The sequence below is a fragment of the Novosphingobium sp. BAM6 genome, from assembly GCF_057784955.1.
Window position 1 is genome coordinate 277,248 of sequence record NZ_JBYNTR010000001.1, and the last position, 15,591, is coordinate 292,838.

The 15,591-nt window shown below is 61.7% G+C and carries 17 protein-coding genes, 1 tRNA gene and 1 pseudogene; 11 read left to right on the plus strand and 8 right to left on the minus strand.

Going from position 1 to position 15,591, the window contains the following annotated elements; all coding sequences use genetic code 11:
• The first annotated feature begins 6 nt into the window (after positions 1 to 6).
• On the plus strand, positions 7 to 447 hold the full coding sequence (locus AC3EC3_RS01430) for a DUF2721 domain-containing protein (protein ID WP_488487932.1): 441 nt from the start codon (positions 7 to 9) through the stop codon (positions 445 to 447).
• A gap of 75 nt (positions 448 to 522) precedes the next feature.
• Here the strand turns inward: AC3EC3_RS01430 and AC3EC3_RS01435 are convergent, their stop codons facing one another.
• Positions 523 to 2,283, minus strand: coding sequence for a fatty acyl-AMP ligase (locus AC3EC3_RS01435; protein WP_488487933.1), 1,761 nt, complete (start codon positions 2,281 to 2,283; stop codon positions 523 to 525).
• A gap of 151 nt (positions 2,284 to 2,434) precedes the next feature.
• On the opposite strand from AC3EC3_RS01435, the gene AC3EC3_RS01440 reads away from it, so the two are divergent.
• From AC3EC3_RS01440 to AC3EC3_RS01450, 3 genes and pseudogenes are all read left to right on the plus strand, one after another.
• Complete coding sequence (locus tag AC3EC3_RS01440; RefSeq protein ID WP_488487934.1) at positions 2,435 to 3,013, plus strand: regulatory protein RecX; 579 nt, start codon at positions 2,435 to 2,437, stop codon at positions 3,011 to 3,013.
• A 100-nt stretch (positions 3,014 to 3,113) separates the two neighbouring features.
• Complete coding sequence (locus tag AC3EC3_RS01445; RefSeq protein ID WP_488487935.1) at positions 3,114 to 3,521, plus strand: NADH:ubiquinone oxidoreductase subunit NDUFA12; 408 nt, start codon at positions 3,114 to 3,116, stop codon at positions 3,519 to 3,521.
• Between the two features lie 266 nt (positions 3,522 to 3,787).
• A pseudogene (locus tag AC3EC3_RS01450) lies at positions 3,788 to 3,970 on the plus strand (DUF2155 domain-containing protein); the annotation flags it as partial.
• A gap of 35 nt (positions 3,971 to 4,005) precedes the next feature.
• Here the strand turns inward: AC3EC3_RS01450 and aat are convergent.
• The gene (aat, locus tag AC3EC3_RS01455; RefSeq protein ID WP_488489167.1) at positions 4,006 to 4,785 is read right to left on the minus strand and encodes a leucyl/phenylalanyl-tRNA--protein transferase; all 780 of its coding nucleotides are present in this window, start codon (positions 4,783 to 4,785) and stop codon (positions 4,006 to 4,008) included.
• Positions 4,786 to 4,949: 164 nt separating this feature from the next.
• On the opposite strand from aat, the gene AC3EC3_RS01460 reads away from it, so the two are divergent.
• From AC3EC3_RS01460 to nusG, 4 genes are all read left to right on the plus strand, one after another.
• Positions 4,950 to 5,025, plus strand: a tRNA-Trp gene (locus tag AC3EC3_RS01460).
• A 458-nt stretch (positions 5,026 to 5,483) separates the two neighbouring features.
• Positions 5,484 to 7,010, plus strand: coding sequence for a hypothetical protein (locus AC3EC3_RS01465; RefSeq protein WP_488487936.1), 1,527 nt, complete (start codon positions 5,484 to 5,486; stop codon positions 7,008 to 7,010).
• A 152-nt stretch (positions 7,011 to 7,162) separates the two neighbouring features.
• Positions 7,163 to 7,357: a preprotein translocase subunit SecE gene (secE, locus tag AC3EC3_RS01470; RefSeq protein WP_260927289.1), complete on the plus strand. Its 195-nt coding sequence runs from the start codon at positions 7,163 to 7,165 to the stop codon at positions 7,355 to 7,357.
• Between the two features lie 31 nt (positions 7,358 to 7,388).
• On the plus strand, positions 7,389 to 7,925 hold the full coding sequence (nusG, locus tag AC3EC3_RS01475; protein ID WP_488487937.1) for a transcription termination/antitermination protein NusG: 537 nt from the start codon (positions 7,389 to 7,391) through the stop codon (positions 7,923 to 7,925).
• A gap of 77 nt (positions 7,926 to 8,002) precedes the next feature.
• Here the strand turns inward: nusG and AC3EC3_RS01480 are convergent, their stop codons facing one another.
• The gene (locus AC3EC3_RS01480) at positions 8,003 to 8,722 is read right to left on the minus strand and encodes a GNAT family N-acetyltransferase (protein ID WP_488487938.1); all 720 of its coding nucleotides are present in this window, start codon (positions 8,720 to 8,722) and stop codon (positions 8,003 to 8,005) included.
• Positions 8,719 to 9,231, minus strand: a complete 513-nt coding sequence (locus AC3EC3_RS01485) for a MarR family winged helix-turn-helix transcriptional regulator (RefSeq protein WP_488487939.1) — start codon at positions 9,229 to 9,231, stop codon at positions 8,719 to 8,721. Before AC3EC3_RS01485 ends, AC3EC3_RS01480 begins: the two co-directional genes overlap by 4 nt.
• A gap of 280 nt (positions 9,232 to 9,511) precedes the next feature.
• Here AC3EC3_RS01485 and rplK point away from each other — a divergent pair, with 280 nt between their 5' ends.
• Both rplK and rplA read left to right on the plus strand, forming a co-directional pair.
• Positions 9,512 to 9,943 carry a 50S ribosomal protein L11 gene (rplK, locus tag AC3EC3_RS01490; RefSeq protein ID WP_260927300.1) on the plus strand — a complete coding sequence of 144 codons (432 nt, stop codon included), beginning with the start codon at positions 9,512 to 9,514 and terminating at the stop codon, positions 9,941 to 9,943.
• Between the two features lie 4 nt (positions 9,944 to 9,947).
• Positions 9,948 to 10,646, plus strand: a complete 699-nt coding sequence (rplA, locus tag AC3EC3_RS01495) for a 50S ribosomal protein L1 (protein WP_260927302.1) — start codon at positions 9,948 to 9,950, stop codon at positions 10,644 to 10,646.
• A gap of 97 nt (positions 10,647 to 10,743) precedes the next feature.
• On the opposite strand, the gene AC3EC3_RS01500 is transcribed toward rplA, so the two are convergent.
• Entirely contained in the window at positions 10,744 to 11,502 is a 759-nt protein-coding gene (locus AC3EC3_RS01500) for a class I SAM-dependent methyltransferase (RefSeq protein ID WP_488487940.1), read from the minus strand.
• Between the two features lie 12 nt (positions 11,503 to 11,514).
• Between AC3EC3_RS01500 and AC3EC3_RS01505 the strand changes: the two genes are divergently transcribed.
• Positions 11,515 to 12,399 (plus strand): helix-turn-helix transcriptional regulator, encoded by an 885-nt coding sequence (locus AC3EC3_RS01505; RefSeq protein ID WP_488487941.1) that lies wholly within the window; start codon positions 11,515 to 11,517, stop codon positions 12,397 to 12,399.
• Here AC3EC3_RS01505 and AC3EC3_RS01510 read toward each other — a convergent pair.
• From AC3EC3_RS01510 to AC3EC3_RS01520, 3 genes are all read right to left on the minus strand, one after another.
• Positions 12,372 to 12,884: a hypothetical protein gene (locus AC3EC3_RS01510; RefSeq protein ID WP_488487942.1), complete on the minus strand. Its 513-nt coding sequence runs from the start codon at positions 12,882 to 12,884 to the stop codon at positions 12,372 to 12,374. The two genes, AC3EC3_RS01505 and AC3EC3_RS01510, sit on opposite strands and share 28 nt — an antisense overlap.
• Before the next feature lie 7 nt (positions 12,885 to 12,891).
• On the minus strand, positions 12,892 to 13,656 hold the full coding sequence (locus tag AC3EC3_RS01515) for a competence/damage-inducible protein A (RefSeq protein ID WP_488487943.1): 765 nt from the start codon (positions 13,654 to 13,656) through the stop codon (positions 12,892 to 12,894).
• 68 nt (positions 13,657 to 13,724) lie between these two features.
• Positions 13,725 to 15,167, minus strand: coding sequence for a serine hydrolase domain-containing protein (locus AC3EC3_RS01520; protein ID WP_488487944.1), 1,443 nt, complete (start codon positions 15,165 to 15,167; stop codon positions 13,725 to 13,727).
• Positions 15,168 to 15,591 lie beyond the last annotated feature (424 nt).

The following is a 15,591-nucleotide window of genomic DNA, read 5'->3' on the forward strand; positions in this document are numbered from 1 at the left end:
CACGGCATGATCGCGCAGACGATCCAACTGGCGTTGACGCCGGTTTTCGTGCTCGTCGCCATCGGCAATATCCTGAACGTCCTGTCGAGTCGGCTTGGCCGTGTCGTTGATCGCGCCCGGCAGCTTCAGGGGCTGCATGTCGGCACGCAGGGGCGAGAGCATGATGTGGTGGTGCAGGAGATCCGGCTGGTCGATCAGCGGATCACGATCATCACCCGTGCGATCCGTGTACTGGTACTTTCAGCGCTCACGATCGGGGTTACGGTGACGATCCTGTTTCTCGAAGGGCTGGGCGGCTTCGACTGGCACCTTGCCGCCGCTCTGGTGTTCCTGGGGGCGGTTGTGCTGCTTCTCTATGCGCTTGTGCTGTTTCTGAAAGAAACGCAGATCGCCGCCGAAGCACTGCGGATCCCACGCGATATGCTGGAACTCGATCGCGAGTTGTGAGCGCTCCGTCTCATTGGCGAATAACAAAAAGGCCGGGCGATGACCCGGCCTTTTTGTATTTGATCAGCAGATGTCTCAGGCCGCGAGCGCGAAAGGCTCGATCTCGCCCGAAAGGTACAGCTTCTTCGCCTTGGCGCGGCTGAGCTTGCCCGAACTTGTGCGGGGCAGGCTCTTGGGCGGAACCAGTTCGATGACGCAGTTCATGCCCGTGATCGAGCGCACCTTGTCGCGGATCAGGTCGCGCAGTTCCACGCGCTTGACCGGATCAGAGACGCGGCAATGCACCAGAACCGCAGGGGTTTCCTCGCCGTTCTCCATTTCGATGGAGAACGCGGCGATGTCGCCGTGGTTGAAGCCCGGCAGCTGCTCCACGGCCCACTCGATGTCTTGGGGCCAGTGGTTCTTGCCGTTGATGATGATCATGTCCTTGGCGCGACCGACGATGAACAGATAGCCATCGGTCATGTAGCCCATGTCGCCGGTATCGAGCCAGCCATCGACCATGCAGGCCGCTGTCGCTTCCGGATCGCGGAAGTAGGAATGCATGACGCTGGTGCCACGGCACCAGACCTTGCCGATCTTGTGATCGCCCAGAATGTCGCCATTCTCGCCGCGGATTTCGACGGTCATGTCGAGCACCGGCTTGCCGCAGTTGACGATCGCGCGGTAACGGGCCGGGCGCGAGAGGTCGCGCGGGGCGCCGGAAAGGCGCTCTTCCTCGACCAGTTCGACGCGAATGCCTTCGCCCGGCGGCATGATGGTGACGGCAAGCGTCGCTTCGGCCAGGCCATAGCTGGGCAGGAAGGCGGTTGCCTTGAAGCCTGCATCAGAGAAGGCATTGACGAAGCTCTGCATCACGTCAGGGCGGATCATGTCGGCGCCATTGCCGGCAAGGCGCCAGCGCGAGAGGTCGAAGCGGTCCGAAACGGCGGTCTGAGTCGAGATACGGCGGGCGCAGATATCGTAGCCGAAGGTCGGCGAATACGAGATCGAGGTGCCCTTGTTACGCGTGATCATGTCCAGCCAGGCTAGCGGACGGCGGGCGAAATCCTCGGTCTTGAGGTAGTCACCGGAAACCTGGTTGGCGATCAGCGACAGGAAGCAGCCGACAAGGCCCATGTCGTGATACCACGGCAACCACGAAACGCAGCGATCGCTCTCGACCAGTTCCATGCCATGGCTGTGCGCAGCAAGGTTCGACATCAGCGAACGGTGGGTAACAGCCACGCCGTGCGGGAATCGCGTCGAGCCCGAGGAATACTGCAGATAGCAGATGTCGTCGCCCGACAGCGCAGGCAGGTTGCACGGCGTAGCGTCGTATGCCGCGAAATCAGCCCATGTCGCGTGGCCGCAGCCCTGCCGCTCGGCGGCGAGGCTGGTCATTGCGGCGATCTCGTCAGGGCCGACGAGCAGCATCGGGTCGGAGCTGGCAAGCTGGACGGCCAACTGTTCGATATAGTTGTCCTTGCCGCCAAAGCTGGTGGGCAGTGGCAGCGGCACCGGCCATGCACCGGCATAGACTGCGCCGCAGAACAGGGCGGCAAAGTCGGAGCCGGTCTCGGCGATCAGCGCGATGCGATCGCCCGGCTTCACGCCGCGCGCGACCAGCGCATAGGCCACGGCACGGGCATCCTCGCGCAACTGTGCGAACGTGTAGACCTTTGCCAGCGTGCCGCGCGGATCATGAAAATTGAACCCGCGAGTGCCTTGCGCGGCATAGTCCAGCGCATCGGCAAAGGTGTCGAAATCGGCAAAACGGCGCGTCAGTGCGTCTTCGTTCGGGGTCGCCGCCAAAGCGGGGCTCTGTTCTGCGACCAGGTTTACGGTGTCGCCCATGCGTTCATATCCGTTATCTGTTGGACCGGTTTTCCGCCAAAAATCAGGCGGACCTAGCGGTTTTTACCTGAACCGGAGATAGCTTTTCAGTCATCATCCGGTCCTCTGGAGCCTCCCCAATCGGAGGCGAGTGTGGCACGATTAGGGCAAGATGTCCGAACAGCGTCACAAATCAGCTCCGCTCACACCCGCCCGCCTCGAGGAATTGGCGCTCGCCTATGTCGCGCGTTTCGCCACGACGCAAGGCAAGCTGCGGGCTTATCTTCAGCGCAAGGTGCAGGAGCGGGGGTGGTCGGGAGATGGGGATTCCGCCGTATTGCCGGCTGCCCTTGTGATCGAGGCGCTGGTCGAGAAATTTCGGAAGGCCGGGTATGTCGATGATGTCGCCTGGGCGCGAATGAAGTCGGGCAGTCTTTCGCGGCGCGGATATGGTGCGCGCCGGGTGGCACAGGCGCTGCGTCATGCAGGCGTGGATGCGCAAGGATGTGAGGAAGCCGCGCCGGGACGTTCGGTGCAGGCCGAAGCGGCCGTTGCTTTGGCTCGTCGGCGACGCTTTGGCCCGTTTTCGCGCGAGGTTCCGGATCGACCGCTTCTGGAAAAGCAATTGGCGGCCATGCTGCGCGCGGGGCACAACCAGACGATGGCGCGCCATGTGCTGGAGGCGCAGGACGAGGCGGTGCTGGAGGAGTGGATGGAGGTGCTGCGCGAGGAAGATCGCGAGGGAATATGACCGGCGATTGCGCGGTGTAGCGTCGGGGATGCACGATCCGCGTGCTGCGGGATGTGTAAGACCTTGGCATGGGCATCGAACGGCGCTAACGCGTGGGTCTATGGGTATCCTCTCGAAGATGTTCACCTGGTGGGACGGCGCCACCATCGGCACCTCGCTCTGGAGTTCGCGTAACGGCGAACACGTCGGCACCGACGCGCAGGGCAACAAGTACTATCGCTCGAAGAGCGCCAAGGTGCGCACGACGGAAGGATACGAGCGCCGCTGGGTGATCTATTCAGGCGCGAATGATGCAAGCCGCGTTCCGGCCGAATGGCATGGTTGGTTGCATCATTCCTATGACGGCGTTCCTGAAAGCCATCTGCCGCCGCCGCGCATCTGGGAAGTCGATTATACGCCCAACGCCACCGGCACGGCTGCTGCCTATCGTCCGCAGGGCGCGCTGGAGCGGGGCGGGCATCGCGCCGCCGCGACCGGCGACTACGAAGCCTGGTCTCCGGACGCCTGAGGTTCGGTCCGGTGAAGCGGGCCGCTTCCTTCCCGATCCGTCGCGCCGCCGTGATGGCGGTTTCGCTGCTGGCATTGTCTGCGTGCAGCAAGGGGCGTGCGCCTGATGTTGATGCACACGCGACCGACGTGCCGGATGCGATCGCGGGCATGCAGGCCAGCCCCGCTCAGGCAGAGCAGGGGCAGCGCATCGGCACACCCAACAAGGATCGCGTGGTTACGCTTGGCGTTCTGAACAAGCGGAACAACCTTTCGCAGGATCTGGTCATGAAGCCTGGCGAATCGCGTCGCATGGGCAATCTGGTCGTGAAGGTCGCGACTTGTGACAAGACCCTGCCGTGGGAGCGCCCCGAAGAGGAGGGCGCTTTCGTGCAGGTCTTCGTCGAGGAGCGTGCGAGTACCCAGGAAAAGCTGGCCTGGCACAAGGTGTTCTCGGGCTGGCTGTTCAAGAATTCACCTGCGTTGAACGTGGTGCAGCACTCGGTCTATGACGTCTGGGTCAAGAAGTGCGATATGCACTTCCCCGGAGAGGAGGCAGGGTCTCCCGCTCCCGCCAGCGCAAGCAATGCGCCGAAGCCTTCGGGCAGCGAGAGTGCGCCTGCTCCGGCAAAAGTGCCTGCTGCAGCGGCTTCTCCGGTCGCAGTGCCTTCGGTTGCCCCTGTCGAGACATCGGCGGCCCCTGCGGGCGACTGAGCCTCGTTCAAGAGCGCAAGATAGCGCTTCTGCGGGATTTCAACCGCGCCCAGCGAGGCGAGGTGACTGGTCATGAACTGGCAGTCCAGCAGCTGCGCGTTTGCCTTGCGCAGGGCCGCGACAAGGCAGGCCAGCGCCACTTTTGAAGCATCGGGTACGCGTGAGAACATACTCTCGCCGCAGAACGCACGGTCAAAGCCCACGCCATAGAGTCCACCGACAAGTGCACGCGTCCCATCGGCTCCCGATTGCCAACATTCGATGGAGTGAGCAAAGCCCATCTCATGTAGCTTCTGGTAGCTTGCCTGAATGCGGTGGCTTATCCAGCTTCCCGATTCTCCATCCACCGCTTCGGAGTCGGGGCGCGGGGCTGCACAAGCGGTGATGACCTGGTCGAATGCGGCATTGCAGGTCACCGTGAACCGTTCGCGCCGTAAAGTACGTGCCAGCGAGCGTGAAAGCCGGAAGCGATCCAACGGAATGATAGCGCGAAGGCGTGGCTCAACCCAGAAGATTTCTGGGTCGTCGCGGGCATCTGCCATCGGGAATATCCCGGTACGATAGGCCAGCATGAGCAGGCCGGGGTCAATGATCGGAGGGGTTTCGGCGGCTTCCACGCCTCAGCGCATAACAGAGAGCGGAGGCTGCTGAAAATGCCCAGTCAAACCTGCTGCCGAAAATCTTGAGAGAGGCGCTTGTAATCCTCTGAAAGTGCCTCTAGAGGCAGCGCTCCCGCAGGAGTGTAGCTCAGTTGGTAGAGCATCGGTCTCCAAAACCGAGGGCCCACGGTTCGAGTCCGTGCACTCCTGCCACTTTCCCAAATCGTCGAATTCTCCTTATCGAGATTGCGTTTCGCTGTGAGCGCAGCGGGCTTTCTAAGCCTTTGTAAACGATTCGTCGCTATTTCAGGGCGTGCTGGCGCTGGCCAGGGTTTGGGTTGCACACCATGATGACGAGTGTCACTTGGCCGGAAGTCTCGGCTTCAGCCGAATCTGCGCCTGCTTTTCCTATTGCATCGACGTCCGTAAAGCGCCTTGATTTGCGCGTGATTCTGCTTGTAGATATGCTGCTCTGGACCCTTATTGCCCTGATCATCCAATTCTTCGTCTGACGGGAACGGATTGGGGAGGGATGTGCTCCCGGCATGGCGCGGACCTTGCCAATTGTGCCATGACGATTAGGAGAGCCCGTCGATTCACCGAATCGCGGGATGCGTGCGGCATGACGTCGTCGCGCGCCTGATGGGGTATCGGGAAAGCTGTACTCGGCAATGCACGGAACCGCGCGTCCGGAAACGGACGACATCGCTGAAAATCCACGGCGTCCGCATGACGCGACTGGCTCGCGCCTGCCGGCACTGTGGATCGGTCTCGCCCTCTCGCTGATCGCCTGCCTGCCGGCACTGGTCGCGTGGGCGCCGGAGATGACCGACTATCCCTCGCATCTCGCGGGCTTCAAGGTCATGCTCGATCATGGGCAGGATCCTTTCCTGACCGACTATTTCACGTTCCACTGGGAATGGACGGGCAATCTGGGGGCCGAGTTGCTGATGGTGCCGTTGGCGCCGCTGTTCGGTCTGGAGCTGGCGGGGCGGATCATTGTCGGCTTGATCCCGGTGTTGACCGGCGTTGCGATCATGGCTGTCAGCTGGACGCTCTATCGTCGCATATCTGTGGGCGCGATGCTGGCGCTGGCGCTGATCTGGTCCCCGGCGCTGTTGATGGGTTTCCTCAACTGGTCGCTGTCGCTCGCCTTTGCGCTGCTTGTCTTTGCCCTATGGGTAAAGCTGGATGGTAAGCGCTGGCGCGTGCTGCCGTTCATTCCCGCCTCGTTTGTGGTGTGGCTCTGCCACGTCTCAGGCTGGGGCGTGCTCGGCGTGATGGTGTTTGGCTACGAATGGAGCAAGCGCAGCAGCTGGCTGGACTGGCGGCCGTTTCTCAAGCCCTGGCCGCTGATCTTTCCGATCCTCCCGATGCTGCTCGGTATGGGGGCCAATACCAAGGTTTCCTACGGCTGGCAGGTATTCGAGTACAAGTGGGCCATCCTCTACAAGGCGATGCGCAGCTACGATTACACGCTCGACATCACCAGTATCTGGGTCATCCTGCTGGTGCTGGTCGCGGCTTTCGCGCTTCGCAAGATCGACGGTCGTATGGGGTGGGGGGCACTGCTGCTTTTCGTGCTGACGCTGATTGTGCCACGCCAGATCTTCGGCGGCGACTATGCCGATTACCGCCTCAGCACCACCGCTCTGTTGACAGCTTGCCTCGCGATCGACTGGGCGCTCCCGTTGTGGCTGGTCGTTGCTGCTGCTTCGGTTTTCTGTGCAAGACTGGGTGTGACGTCCTATGTCTGGCACCGTGATGCACAAACGGCGAAGCAGCTGATTGCTGCGTTGGATTATGTGCCTGAGGGCGCGCGCGTGGCTACAGCGGTTGCCATTCCCTTCCATCAATGGAAATTCGGCCCGTTCGAACACTTTGGCAGCTATGCGGTCGTTCGTCGCAGCGCGATGGAGAACTCAAACTTCGCGCTGCCGGATGTGCATATGCTTTCGATGCGCGACCAGACCTATCGCTTCGCCGATCCATCGCATCGGATTCTGTATGGTCCGGATCAGGATATTGACCTGCGCAAGTTCCGGCCTGCACGCCATGCGGACTATCTGTGGTATATCGGCACCCGCAAGCCGGTGGCACTGCCGGACGGGGCACGGATCATCTTCAGCACGCCCAATTCGTTCCTTGCGCGTCTGGCGAGTCCGGCAGACCTTGCAATTCCGCCCGACGAAGGTTAAGTCCGCCACTCTCTTCCGACATGCGGATCCTTCAGCTCCTCCCGGCCTCGGCCGGGGCGGCGATGGCCCCTAGGCGGAAGACTCGAACAATTCACGCCACCGGTCGCAGGTTCGCGGTCCGCGCTGGCAAGAGACACACGAGAGCGAACGACATGGCAAAGACCTCGCCCGGCCAGTTTGTGCAGCAGGTGCGCGCGGAAGCCTCCAAGATCCACTGGCCTTCGCGTCAGGAGACGGTGACGACGGCGATCTTCGTAGGCATCATGACTGTGATTCTCGCGGTCTTCTTCCTCGGCATCGATGCGCTGTTTGGCTGGGTCGTCAGCTCTCTGCTGTCGCTCATCTGATCGCCTGAACACCGGACTAAAGAGAGACTTCATGGCCCGCTGGTACATCATCCACGCCTACTCCGGCTTCGAGAGCAAGGTGAAGGAATCCATCATCGCCGAAGCCGAGCGCATCGGTCTGTCGCAGCTCGTCGAGGACGTGCAGGTTCCTTCGGAAACCGTCACCGAAGTGAAGCGCGGCAAGAAGGTGCAGACCGAGCGCAAGACGATGCCCGGTTACGTGCTCGCCAAGCTGACGCTGAACGACGACGTCTATCACCTTGTTAAGAACACCGCGAAGGTCACTGGCTTCCTTGGCGCCAACGGCAAGCCGCAGGCGATCAGCGAGAGCGAGGCCGCGCGTTACTTCGGTGCCGCTGAGGCTGCCGCAGCCGAGCCGCGCAAGCAGGTGAACATCGATTACGAGATCGGCGATTCGGTCAAGGTTCTCGACGGTCCCTTCGCCAGCTTCAACGGCGTGGTCGAGGAGCTCGATTTCGATAAGAACAAGGTCAAGGTCTCGGTCTCGATCTTCGGTCGTGCGACGCCGGTCGAACTCGACTTCGAGCACGTCGAACTCAGCAAGTAATATCGAGGGCGGGCGAGGCGGATCGCGCCTCGCTGCTTTCCCGGCCGTCCTTGACTGGACGAGCCGTGTCCGCGTGCTTATGGCACCGGGGCGTAGATCGTTAGGGTGACGTGCTCCTGTAGCGCGAATCCGAGATCGCGATAGATCGCCAGCGCGCGCTCGTTGTCGCTATAGGCGTGCAGGATCGGAAGGCGATCTTCTGCCAGGATCGAATTGGCAACATGGCGTGAGAGCAGGGCGGCAAGGCCGCGCCCTCGCGCATCGGGGTGCGTGCACACGCCGCTGACTTCGACGACATTCGCCGTTGTGATCCGGCGCCCGGCCATCGCCAGCAGGCGGCCGTTCTCGCGGATGCCCCAGAACTGCCCGAGATCGCCGGTGCGCGTGCCGAACGGGCCGGGTGCTGTCAGGGTCGCGAGGTCCAGCATTTCGGGGAAATCGCGCTGGCCCAATCGAACCGGCACCGCTTCGCTGGCATGTTTGAGTGGAGGTGTATTATTCAGCACCATGCGCACACCTGCGCCGATTTTGACCGTCTCCGTACCCGGCACCTTCAGGACCGCTCCGGGTTGCATGAGCGCAAGCGGCCCGGTCTCCTGCGCCAGTTTGCCCAGAGCCGCCAGGCACTCCGGGCTGTCGTCCCGGATCGCCGCGAGAGGCCCGATGTCGGGGTGAAAGCGCCGGGCGAGATCGTCGCCAAGCGAATGATGGCACTGCTCGCCGGTCAGTGCGGTCCACAGTAACCGGCCATGGAGTTCGGGCGGCAGGGCATTCAAGGTTGCAGGAGCGAGGGTCATCGCGCGGTCCTTTTGGCACGTTCGGTACGGATGCGACTCTCGAGCGGAACCTCGCCGAGCGCAGCGTCCAGTCGGTCGAGGTAGGCGAGCAGATTCTCGGCGGGCGCTTCGCACATTGCGGCTACCGCGGCTTCGACATCGGCATAGAATTCGGCGTTCAGTCGCGTGAGCAGGGCGCGTCCCTTGTCTGTCAGGCAGGCTTCGCGCTGGCGTTGATCGTCCCGTCCGGGCACGACTTCAACGAACCCGTCGGCTGACAGCTTGCCGAGGCTTCGGGTGATGCCTGGCTGACTGAGGTCGAGGCGCTGGCCCAAGGCACCGACTGTCAGAGGGGCTTCGCCAAGCGCGTGGATGACCGGTATCTGCGCAGGCTGTACGCCGATTCCACCCTCGCGAAAGGTCTCTGCAACCCCTGCTTGCAGGCGCTCCCCAAGGCGGCGAAATCGGCTGCCGAGCGTCATATAGCCCAGCTCGGAAATCAGATCGTGCGGTGAGGTTGCGCTATTCATAACGAGATATATAGCATGCAATGTTAAATCCGTAAGGGCTGGTTTTCGTTGGTTCGCTGCGCCGCGGATTAAGGTGGCCGCTCTCGCGTCAATGCGGCGTGAAAGGAGGGCCCATGGCCTCTTTCCTTTTGCTCGCCTTTGCCGTATGGGGCCGCCTTCGGTCCGGCGTGCCGGGTCCGATTCTGTGCGGAAGGGCGCTTGTCGCCCGCATCACCGCTCAACATGAGTGTCGGTTCGGGACTCTCCTGGATCGACGCGACAGTGTGAAAGGAAAGGCCTCATGGCCAAGAAAATTACTGGTTACATCAAGCTGCAGGTTCCGGCCGGCAAGGCTAACCCGTCGCCGCCGATCGGTCCGGCTCTGGGTCAGCGCGGCGTGAACATCATGGAGTTCTGCAAGGCGTTCAACGCGTCGACGCAGGAACTCGAGAACGGCATGCCGATCCCGACGATCATCACCGTCTACGCGGATCGCAGCTTCACGTTCGTCACTAAGACCCCGCCCGCCAGCTTCCTGATCAAGAAGGCTGCCGGTCTCAAGTCCGGCTCGAAGGAGCCCGGCAAGATTTCGGCCGGCAAGATCGCCCGTTCGAAGCTGTCTGAGATCGCTCAGGTCAAGATGGCCGACCTCAATGCCAACGACATCGAGGCCGCAACGAAGATCATCGAAGGTTCCGCTCGCGCGATGGGCCTCGAAGTGGTGGAGGGCTGATCCCATGAAGCAGACCAAGAACCAGAAGGCTCTCGCAGCCAAGCTCGGCGACAACATGAAGCTCTACGCCGTTGGCGAAGCGCTCCAGACCCTGCGTGACCTCAAGGCCACCAAGTTCGACGAGACCGTCGAAATCGCGATGAACCTGGGCGTTGACCCGCGTCACGCCGACCAGATGGTCCGTGGCATGGTGTCGCTCCCGGCCGGCACCGGCAAGACCGTCAAGGTCGCCGTGTTCGCCAAGGGTGACAAGGCTGCCGAGGCTCTGGCCGCTGGTGCCGACAAGGTTGGTGCCGAAGACCTCATGGAAGACATGCAGGCCGGCAACCTCGACTACGATCGCGTCATCGCCACCCCGGACATGATGGGCGTCGTCGGCCGTCTCGGTAAGCTGCTGGGCCCCAAGGGCCTGATGCCGAACCCGAAGCTGGGCACCGTCACCCCGAACGTGACGCAGGCCGTGAAGGACGCCAAGGGCGGCCAGATCGAGTTCCGCGTCGAGAAGCAGGGCATCATCCACGCCGGTATCGGCAAGATGTCGTTCTCGGACGCCGACCTGCTGACCAACTTCAGCGCGTTCGTCGATGCGATCGTCAAGGCGAAGCCCTCGGGCGCCAAGGGCAAGTATGTCCGCAAGGTCACGCTGTCCTCGTCGATGGGCCCGGGCCTGAAGATCGACACGACCGAAGTCGCTGGCGTCTGATCTCAGACATCACCGGAAACGGACAGAAAAGGCCGGGAGGGAAACCTCCCGGCCTTTTTGTGTTTGAGGTGTTTGTAATTTGAAGCCCGGTCGGCCTTCAACATGCCTCGATCAGAAGCGTATCGAGGGTAAACGACCCGTCATCCTCGATCTCGAAATGAGCCGCGGTGGCGGGGGCGGCTGCACGCTGGAGCGTGCGGATTGCCTCGCAGCGATCAGGAAGCGTCTGCATGCGTGATGTCCAGTCGGCGAAGTCCATTCGCAGGCGGGCTGTTGTGACGGAGCGAATTGCGAAGCCTGCCTGGGTCAGCATCGAGGTCCATTCAGCCGTCGAGTAGTCGCGCACATGGGAGAGGTCGCGGAGTAGTTCGATGGCCTGCAAATGGGTGTCGGCAATCGCCAGGCCGGGGGCCATCACATCTGCGAAAATGGCTGACGCTCCCGGCTTGAGGACGCGGCGCGCTTCGCACAATCCAGCCATCGCGTCATGCCAGTGATGCGTCGAAAAGCGGCAGGCAAGGAAATCGAAAGTGCCATTGGCGAAGGGCAGTGCCTCGGCAGGCGCGGTCATAACGTCGACATTGTCGAAGCCGCGCCGGGCGGCTTCGATGCTGACCTGATCCAGCATTTGCGGAGACAGGTCGCAAGCGGTGACGGTGCCAGCGAACGGTGCCACCGCGTAGCTGACGTGGCCACCGCCTGCCCCCAGATCAAGTGCATGGGTCGGACGATGTGCTTCGGCCAAGGCGGCAATATGCTGCAAGTCCGCGCCGCTGGCATGGACGGTGCTTCCCACATACGCTGCGGCGACAGTGCCGAACTGGCTGTGGATCAGGGCGTCGTTACGGTCAGTCATGGATAGTTCTCCTTGAGCCGCCTTCTTGTGTACGAATTAACCTGTTACAAGATGTCCATTTATCCTGTTATAAATGGCACCATGACAACTGATGAACAGCGCTACCTGCTCGGTGCTTTTGTAAGAGCGCGGCGGGAGAAGCTGGTGGCGCCCTCCGGCACGCGCCGCCGGCGAACCCCCGGGTTACGACGGGAGGAACTGGCGGAGCGTGCCGGCATCGGCACGACCTGGCTGGCATGGATAGAACAGGGGCGTGAAGTTCGGCCTTCTGCCGAAGCGCTCGCAAGGCTTGCAGAGGGGCTGAATCTGGCTCCTGCGGAGCGCCGCTATCTGTTCTCGCTGGCAGAGCGGCATGATCCCGCCCACTCACCAAGCCTTGGCTCCGACGCGCCGCCGGCGCTCGAGGCACTCGCGCTTGCCTTGCCATGGCCTGCCTATGCGCTTGATCCCGCATGGACGGTTTGTTGTGCGAATGCAGCTGCGAGACGGCTGTTCGCTGGATTGTTCGACGAAACGGAGACGCCGAACCTCCTAGTCTATGTGTTTACGCATCCGGCTGCGCGCGATCTGCTGCCAGGTTGGCGTCAACGGGCCATTCGCGTTCTGGGTGAATTCCGGCGCGACTTCGGGCTTGCGATCGCTGACCCGAGAGTGCGGTCTGTGGTCGAAAAGCTTCGGGAGAGCAGCTCATTGTTTTGCGATGCCTGGGGCGATCAGGCCGTGCGTGAGCGGGCAGGGGGCGCGCGGACATTCAATCATCCCGAGGACGGTGAACTGCGCTTTCTCCAACATACTGTAGCAGATATCGAACGTGGCGATTTCCGCCTCGTCTATCTGGAGCCGGAGCTGGAGGCAGGGATGGGGAGGGATCAGCCCGGCGAAAGAACGCCGGGCTGATAACACTCGACTACAAGTGCGATCGGCAGTCCATCCGGACGGCGCAGGAGCGCGCGATGGGTCAGTATCGTTTCCGGTGGCGAATCGTGGAAACCCGGTCCCTTGATCGATTCGAGGCGATCTCGGCGAAAGGCGAGCGCGGCGATGGCCTTGCCGAACGGAATGTCCGTTTCCGTCAGGGTATGGTTCATATCCACCGTCAAGCGGTCGGGGACGAACCAGTTGCGGGCTTCGGACAGTACGCGGGGGCCGCAGGTAAGCCTGACATGCCGGAAGCCGAAGAGTTGCCCAGACTTGAGGTTCAAAAGCGCACAGGTTTCTGCCGGGGGTGACGGAACGGCGCTTCGCTGAGTGTGCAGGCGTTCAACCCGTATCACCGGTGCTTGTGAAAAGCCGCGCTGCAGGCACCAGAGCGCAAGGGCACCTGTGGCATCATCTTGCGCGGCGAGGGCTGTTTCCAGATCGCTTACGGCGGCGGACATCATGCGTCGTTCAAATGCCGCCGGATACCGGATCCTTACCGAGCGCAGTCAGGCCTTCGCTTACCATCGCTGCGCAGGCGGTGAGGTCAGCGGGATCGACCGAACGGATGACGAAGTTGGCACCGGTCCTGCCCTCTGCCCAGAAAGGGTAGGAGCCAATCTGGCAACTCTCGAAAGCCTTTTCCGCGTCGCGCAGCAAATCGGCGACTTCGCTTTCACCGACCCAGCAACCGATGGTTGTCGAGAGGACGGGATCTCCACCTTCGAGAGTACCGGTCAGGGCATCGAGCATGCCAGCAGTGATGCTGGGAACGCCGGCCATGATGAAGACATTGTCGATTCGAATGCCGGGAGCACCGGTATAGCGATTTGGGATCAGGCTGGCGCCTTCGGGCGTGCGAGCCATCCGCAGGCGCGCTTCAGTCAATTCGCTGTCGCGCGAGGTGTAGTACTCTTCCAGAATAGCCCGCGCTTCCGGATGGACGATGGCAGGCACGCCAAAGGCTTCCGAAATTGCATCGACCGTGATGTCATCATGCGTTGGGCCGATGCCGCCGGTAGTGAAAAGGTAATCGTTGCGCGCACGCAGCGTATTCACGGCTTCGACGATGGCGGGTGTATCGTCGGCTACCACGCGTACTTCGCGCAAGCGTATACCCTGAACCTGAAGCCAAGCGGCGACCTGGGCGATGTTCTTGTCATGTGTGCGCCCGGACAGGATTTCATCGCCGATGACGACGAGAGCGGCGGTGAAGATTCGCGAGTGTGGGGCCATGCCGTATGGCTAAGCCATGTGGCCGCGATCTTCTACCGCCTTTATGTGCTGCAATCGCTTGATTCTTGTCAGTCGGCAGGCATCACGATGAACTGCTCCCACCGACCGGCGTCGCCGGGCTCGGCATAAGTCACAAGATGAAGCTTCTTCGCGCCAAAGCTGATCTCGAAGTTGCGATTGACGAAGCCTCCGCGCAGGCGCGGCTTGCCGACCGGATCGAAGCCTGTGATGGGGCCGAGCGGTGCAAGGCTGCTCTTGTAATCGCGCCGCACGGTTGGGGTGAAATAGAAGCGGGCGTGTTCGGTAAACTTGGCCGGATCGAAAGTGCCCGCGACCAGCGCCTGCAGTTGCGCTTTGGCGTCATCGGCGCGTTGCGTCTGGCCGCTATCTGCCGGAAGGTCTCGCGGCATCACGATATCGGCGATAGCCTGGGTTATCGAGCCGGTGACCGAGCCGAAATCGGCGTTGGTCAGCACTACAATGGCGACATCGCTGTCGGGATAGACGGTGTTCTGCGAAAGGAACCCTACCGATTCACCGCCATGGTTGATGAAGCGGCGGCCATTGGCCACGCCGCTCGACACACCAAGGCCATACGCAGGATCGGTGCCGTCTGCCAGGATGACCGGGCTTTCCTGCTCTTCCCAGTCCTTCGCCGTCAGGATCTGGCGATTAAGCCGGGCCATATCCCAGCGGGCGAGATCGGAGGCCGTCATCGACAGTTCGCCAGCGGCCCAGAGCCATCCGGCGGCAGGTGGCGTCGCGGGCTCTACCGGCCCCAGAGCGTAGCGGTGATAGCCTTGGGGGAACCCTGGTTTGTTGGTGTCGTCGATATTGAGCGGATGCATACCGAGCGGTTTGAAGAAGGTCGTCTCAAGTTGCTGCCAAAGCGGTGCGCCGCCTACCTTCTCGGCGATCAGACCCGCCACGACATAGCCGGTATTGGAATATTGCCAGCGGGTGCCTGGGGTATAGTCGAGTGGTGCGCTGGCCCAGCGATGCAGGATTTCCTGCGGGCTGATGGGCTTGGTCATGTCACTGAACATGTAGTCTTGCGGCCAGAAATCGCGCAGGCCGGACGTGTGCGAGAGCAATTGACGAATGGTGATCGTATCGCCACCGCTGATGCCATCGAGATATTTCGAGACATGATCGTCCAGCGAGAGCTTGCCTTCATCTTGCAGCTTGAGAATTAGTGCAGCAAGGAACTGCTTGGAGTTGGATGCGATCTGATAAGGCTGATCGGGCCGGGCGGGCATGGTTTCCCCGGCTTTGCCCCACGCGCGGGCCAGGACAATTCGGCCACCCTGTGTCACCGCGATCTGCGCGGAGGGTACGCCGCTGTCTGCCAGAATCTTGCTGACCGTCTGATCAATGGCAGAAAGCTGTGTGGCACTGAGGCTGGGCGCAGTCGTGCCAGCCAGCGCGGCGGCCTGGGCTGCGGCAGGCGTGATGTTCAGGGGGGAGCCGACAAGCAGCCCGGCGAGGGCAAGGGAGAAGGATTTGCGCATGAGCGAAGGTCTAAGCTCTCGCAACCGGCGCGGCAATCGCGTTTCCCGATAAGCTTGCGCGACTGTTTTTACTTCGCCGAAAAACAAAAGGGCCGGCCCAAAGGCCAGCCCGAAGTTTTGGGAGAGGATGCCTGAAAGGCACTGTCTGTATCGCCCGAATCGCCCCATGCTGCAAGTGCGAAATGGCATTGTGCAGATGCGAGCAATGGCGATCTGTCCCGATCGTGGGACAGGCTTAAATATTCGGGAGAGTTTTCAAGGGGGAGGCTGCAGGCAACGGGACATCTGGCGCAGGCGAAAAAAAAGGCTAGCGCAAGCCAGCCTTTATGGAAGTTTTTGGGAGAGGATGCCTGAAAGGCGCTTCCTATATGCCTGCAAGCTCGATTTCGGACAAATGCGAAAAAGATGGATTTGATTGCAAGAT

Excerpts from the sequence above, each read along its gene's own strand:
- AC3EC3_RS01440 (WP_488487934.1), top strand. The coding sequence starts at position 2,435 with ATGTCCGAACAGCGTCACAAATCAGCTCCGCTCACACCCGCCCGCCTC.
- AC3EC3_RS01445 (WP_488487935.1), top strand. The coding sequence starts at position 3,114 with ATGGGTATCCTCTCGAAGATGTTCACCTGGTGGGACGGCGCCACCATC.
- AC3EC3_RS01500 (WP_488487940.1), bottom strand. The coding sequence starts at position 11,502 with ATGACTGACCGTAACGACGCCCTGATCCACAGCCAGTTCGGCACTGTC.
- AC3EC3_RS01485 (WP_488487939.1), bottom strand. The coding sequence starts at position 9,231 with ATGAATAGCGCAACCTCACCGCACGATCTGATTTCCGAGCTGGGCTAT.
- AC3EC3_RS01510 (WP_488487942.1), bottom strand. The coding sequence starts at position 12,884 with ATGATGTCCGCCGCCGTAAGCGATCTGGAAACAGCCCTCGCCGCGCAA.
- AC3EC3_RS01515 (WP_488487943.1), bottom strand. The coding sequence starts at position 13,656 with ATGGCCCCACACTCGCGAATCTTCACCGCCGCTCTCGTCGTCATCGGC.
- AC3EC3_RS01520 (WP_488487944.1), bottom strand. The coding sequence starts at position 15,167 with ATGCGCAAATCCTTCTCCCTTGCCCTCGCCGGGCTGCTTGTCGGCTCC.
- rplA (WP_260927302.1), top strand. The coding sequence starts at position 9,948 with ATGAAGCAGACCAAGAACCAGAAGGCTCTCGCAGCCAAGCTCGGCGAC.
- nusG (WP_488487937.1), top strand. The coding sequence starts at position 7,389 with ATGGCCCGCTGGTACATCATCCACGCCTACTCCGGCTTCGAGAGCAAG.
- AC3EC3_RS01435 (WP_488487933.1), bottom strand. The coding sequence starts at position 2,283 with ATGGGCGACACCGTAAACCTGGTCGCAGAACAGAGCCCCGCTTTGGCG.
- AC3EC3_RS01480 (WP_488487938.1), bottom strand. The coding sequence starts at position 8,722 with ATGACCCTCGCTCCTGCAACCTTGAATGCCCTGCCGCCCGAACTCCAT.
- AC3EC3_RS01430 (WP_488487932.1), top strand. The coding sequence starts at position 7 with ATGATCGCGCAGACGATCCAACTGGCGTTGACGCCGGTTTTCGTGCTC.
- secE (WP_260927289.1), top strand. The coding sequence starts at position 7,163 with ATGGCAAAGACCTCGCCCGGCCAGTTTGTGCAGCAGGTGCGCGCGGAA.
- aat (WP_488489167.1), bottom strand. The coding sequence starts at position 4,785 with ATGCTGGCCTATCGTACCGGGATATTCCCGATGGCAGATGCCCGCGAC.
- rplK (WP_260927300.1), top strand. The coding sequence starts at position 9,512 with ATGGCCAAGAAAATTACTGGTTACATCAAGCTGCAGGTTCCGGCCGGC.
- AC3EC3_RS01465 (WP_488487936.1), top strand. The coding sequence starts at position 5,484 with ATGCACGGAACCGCGCGTCCGGAAACGGACGACATCGCTGAAAATCCA.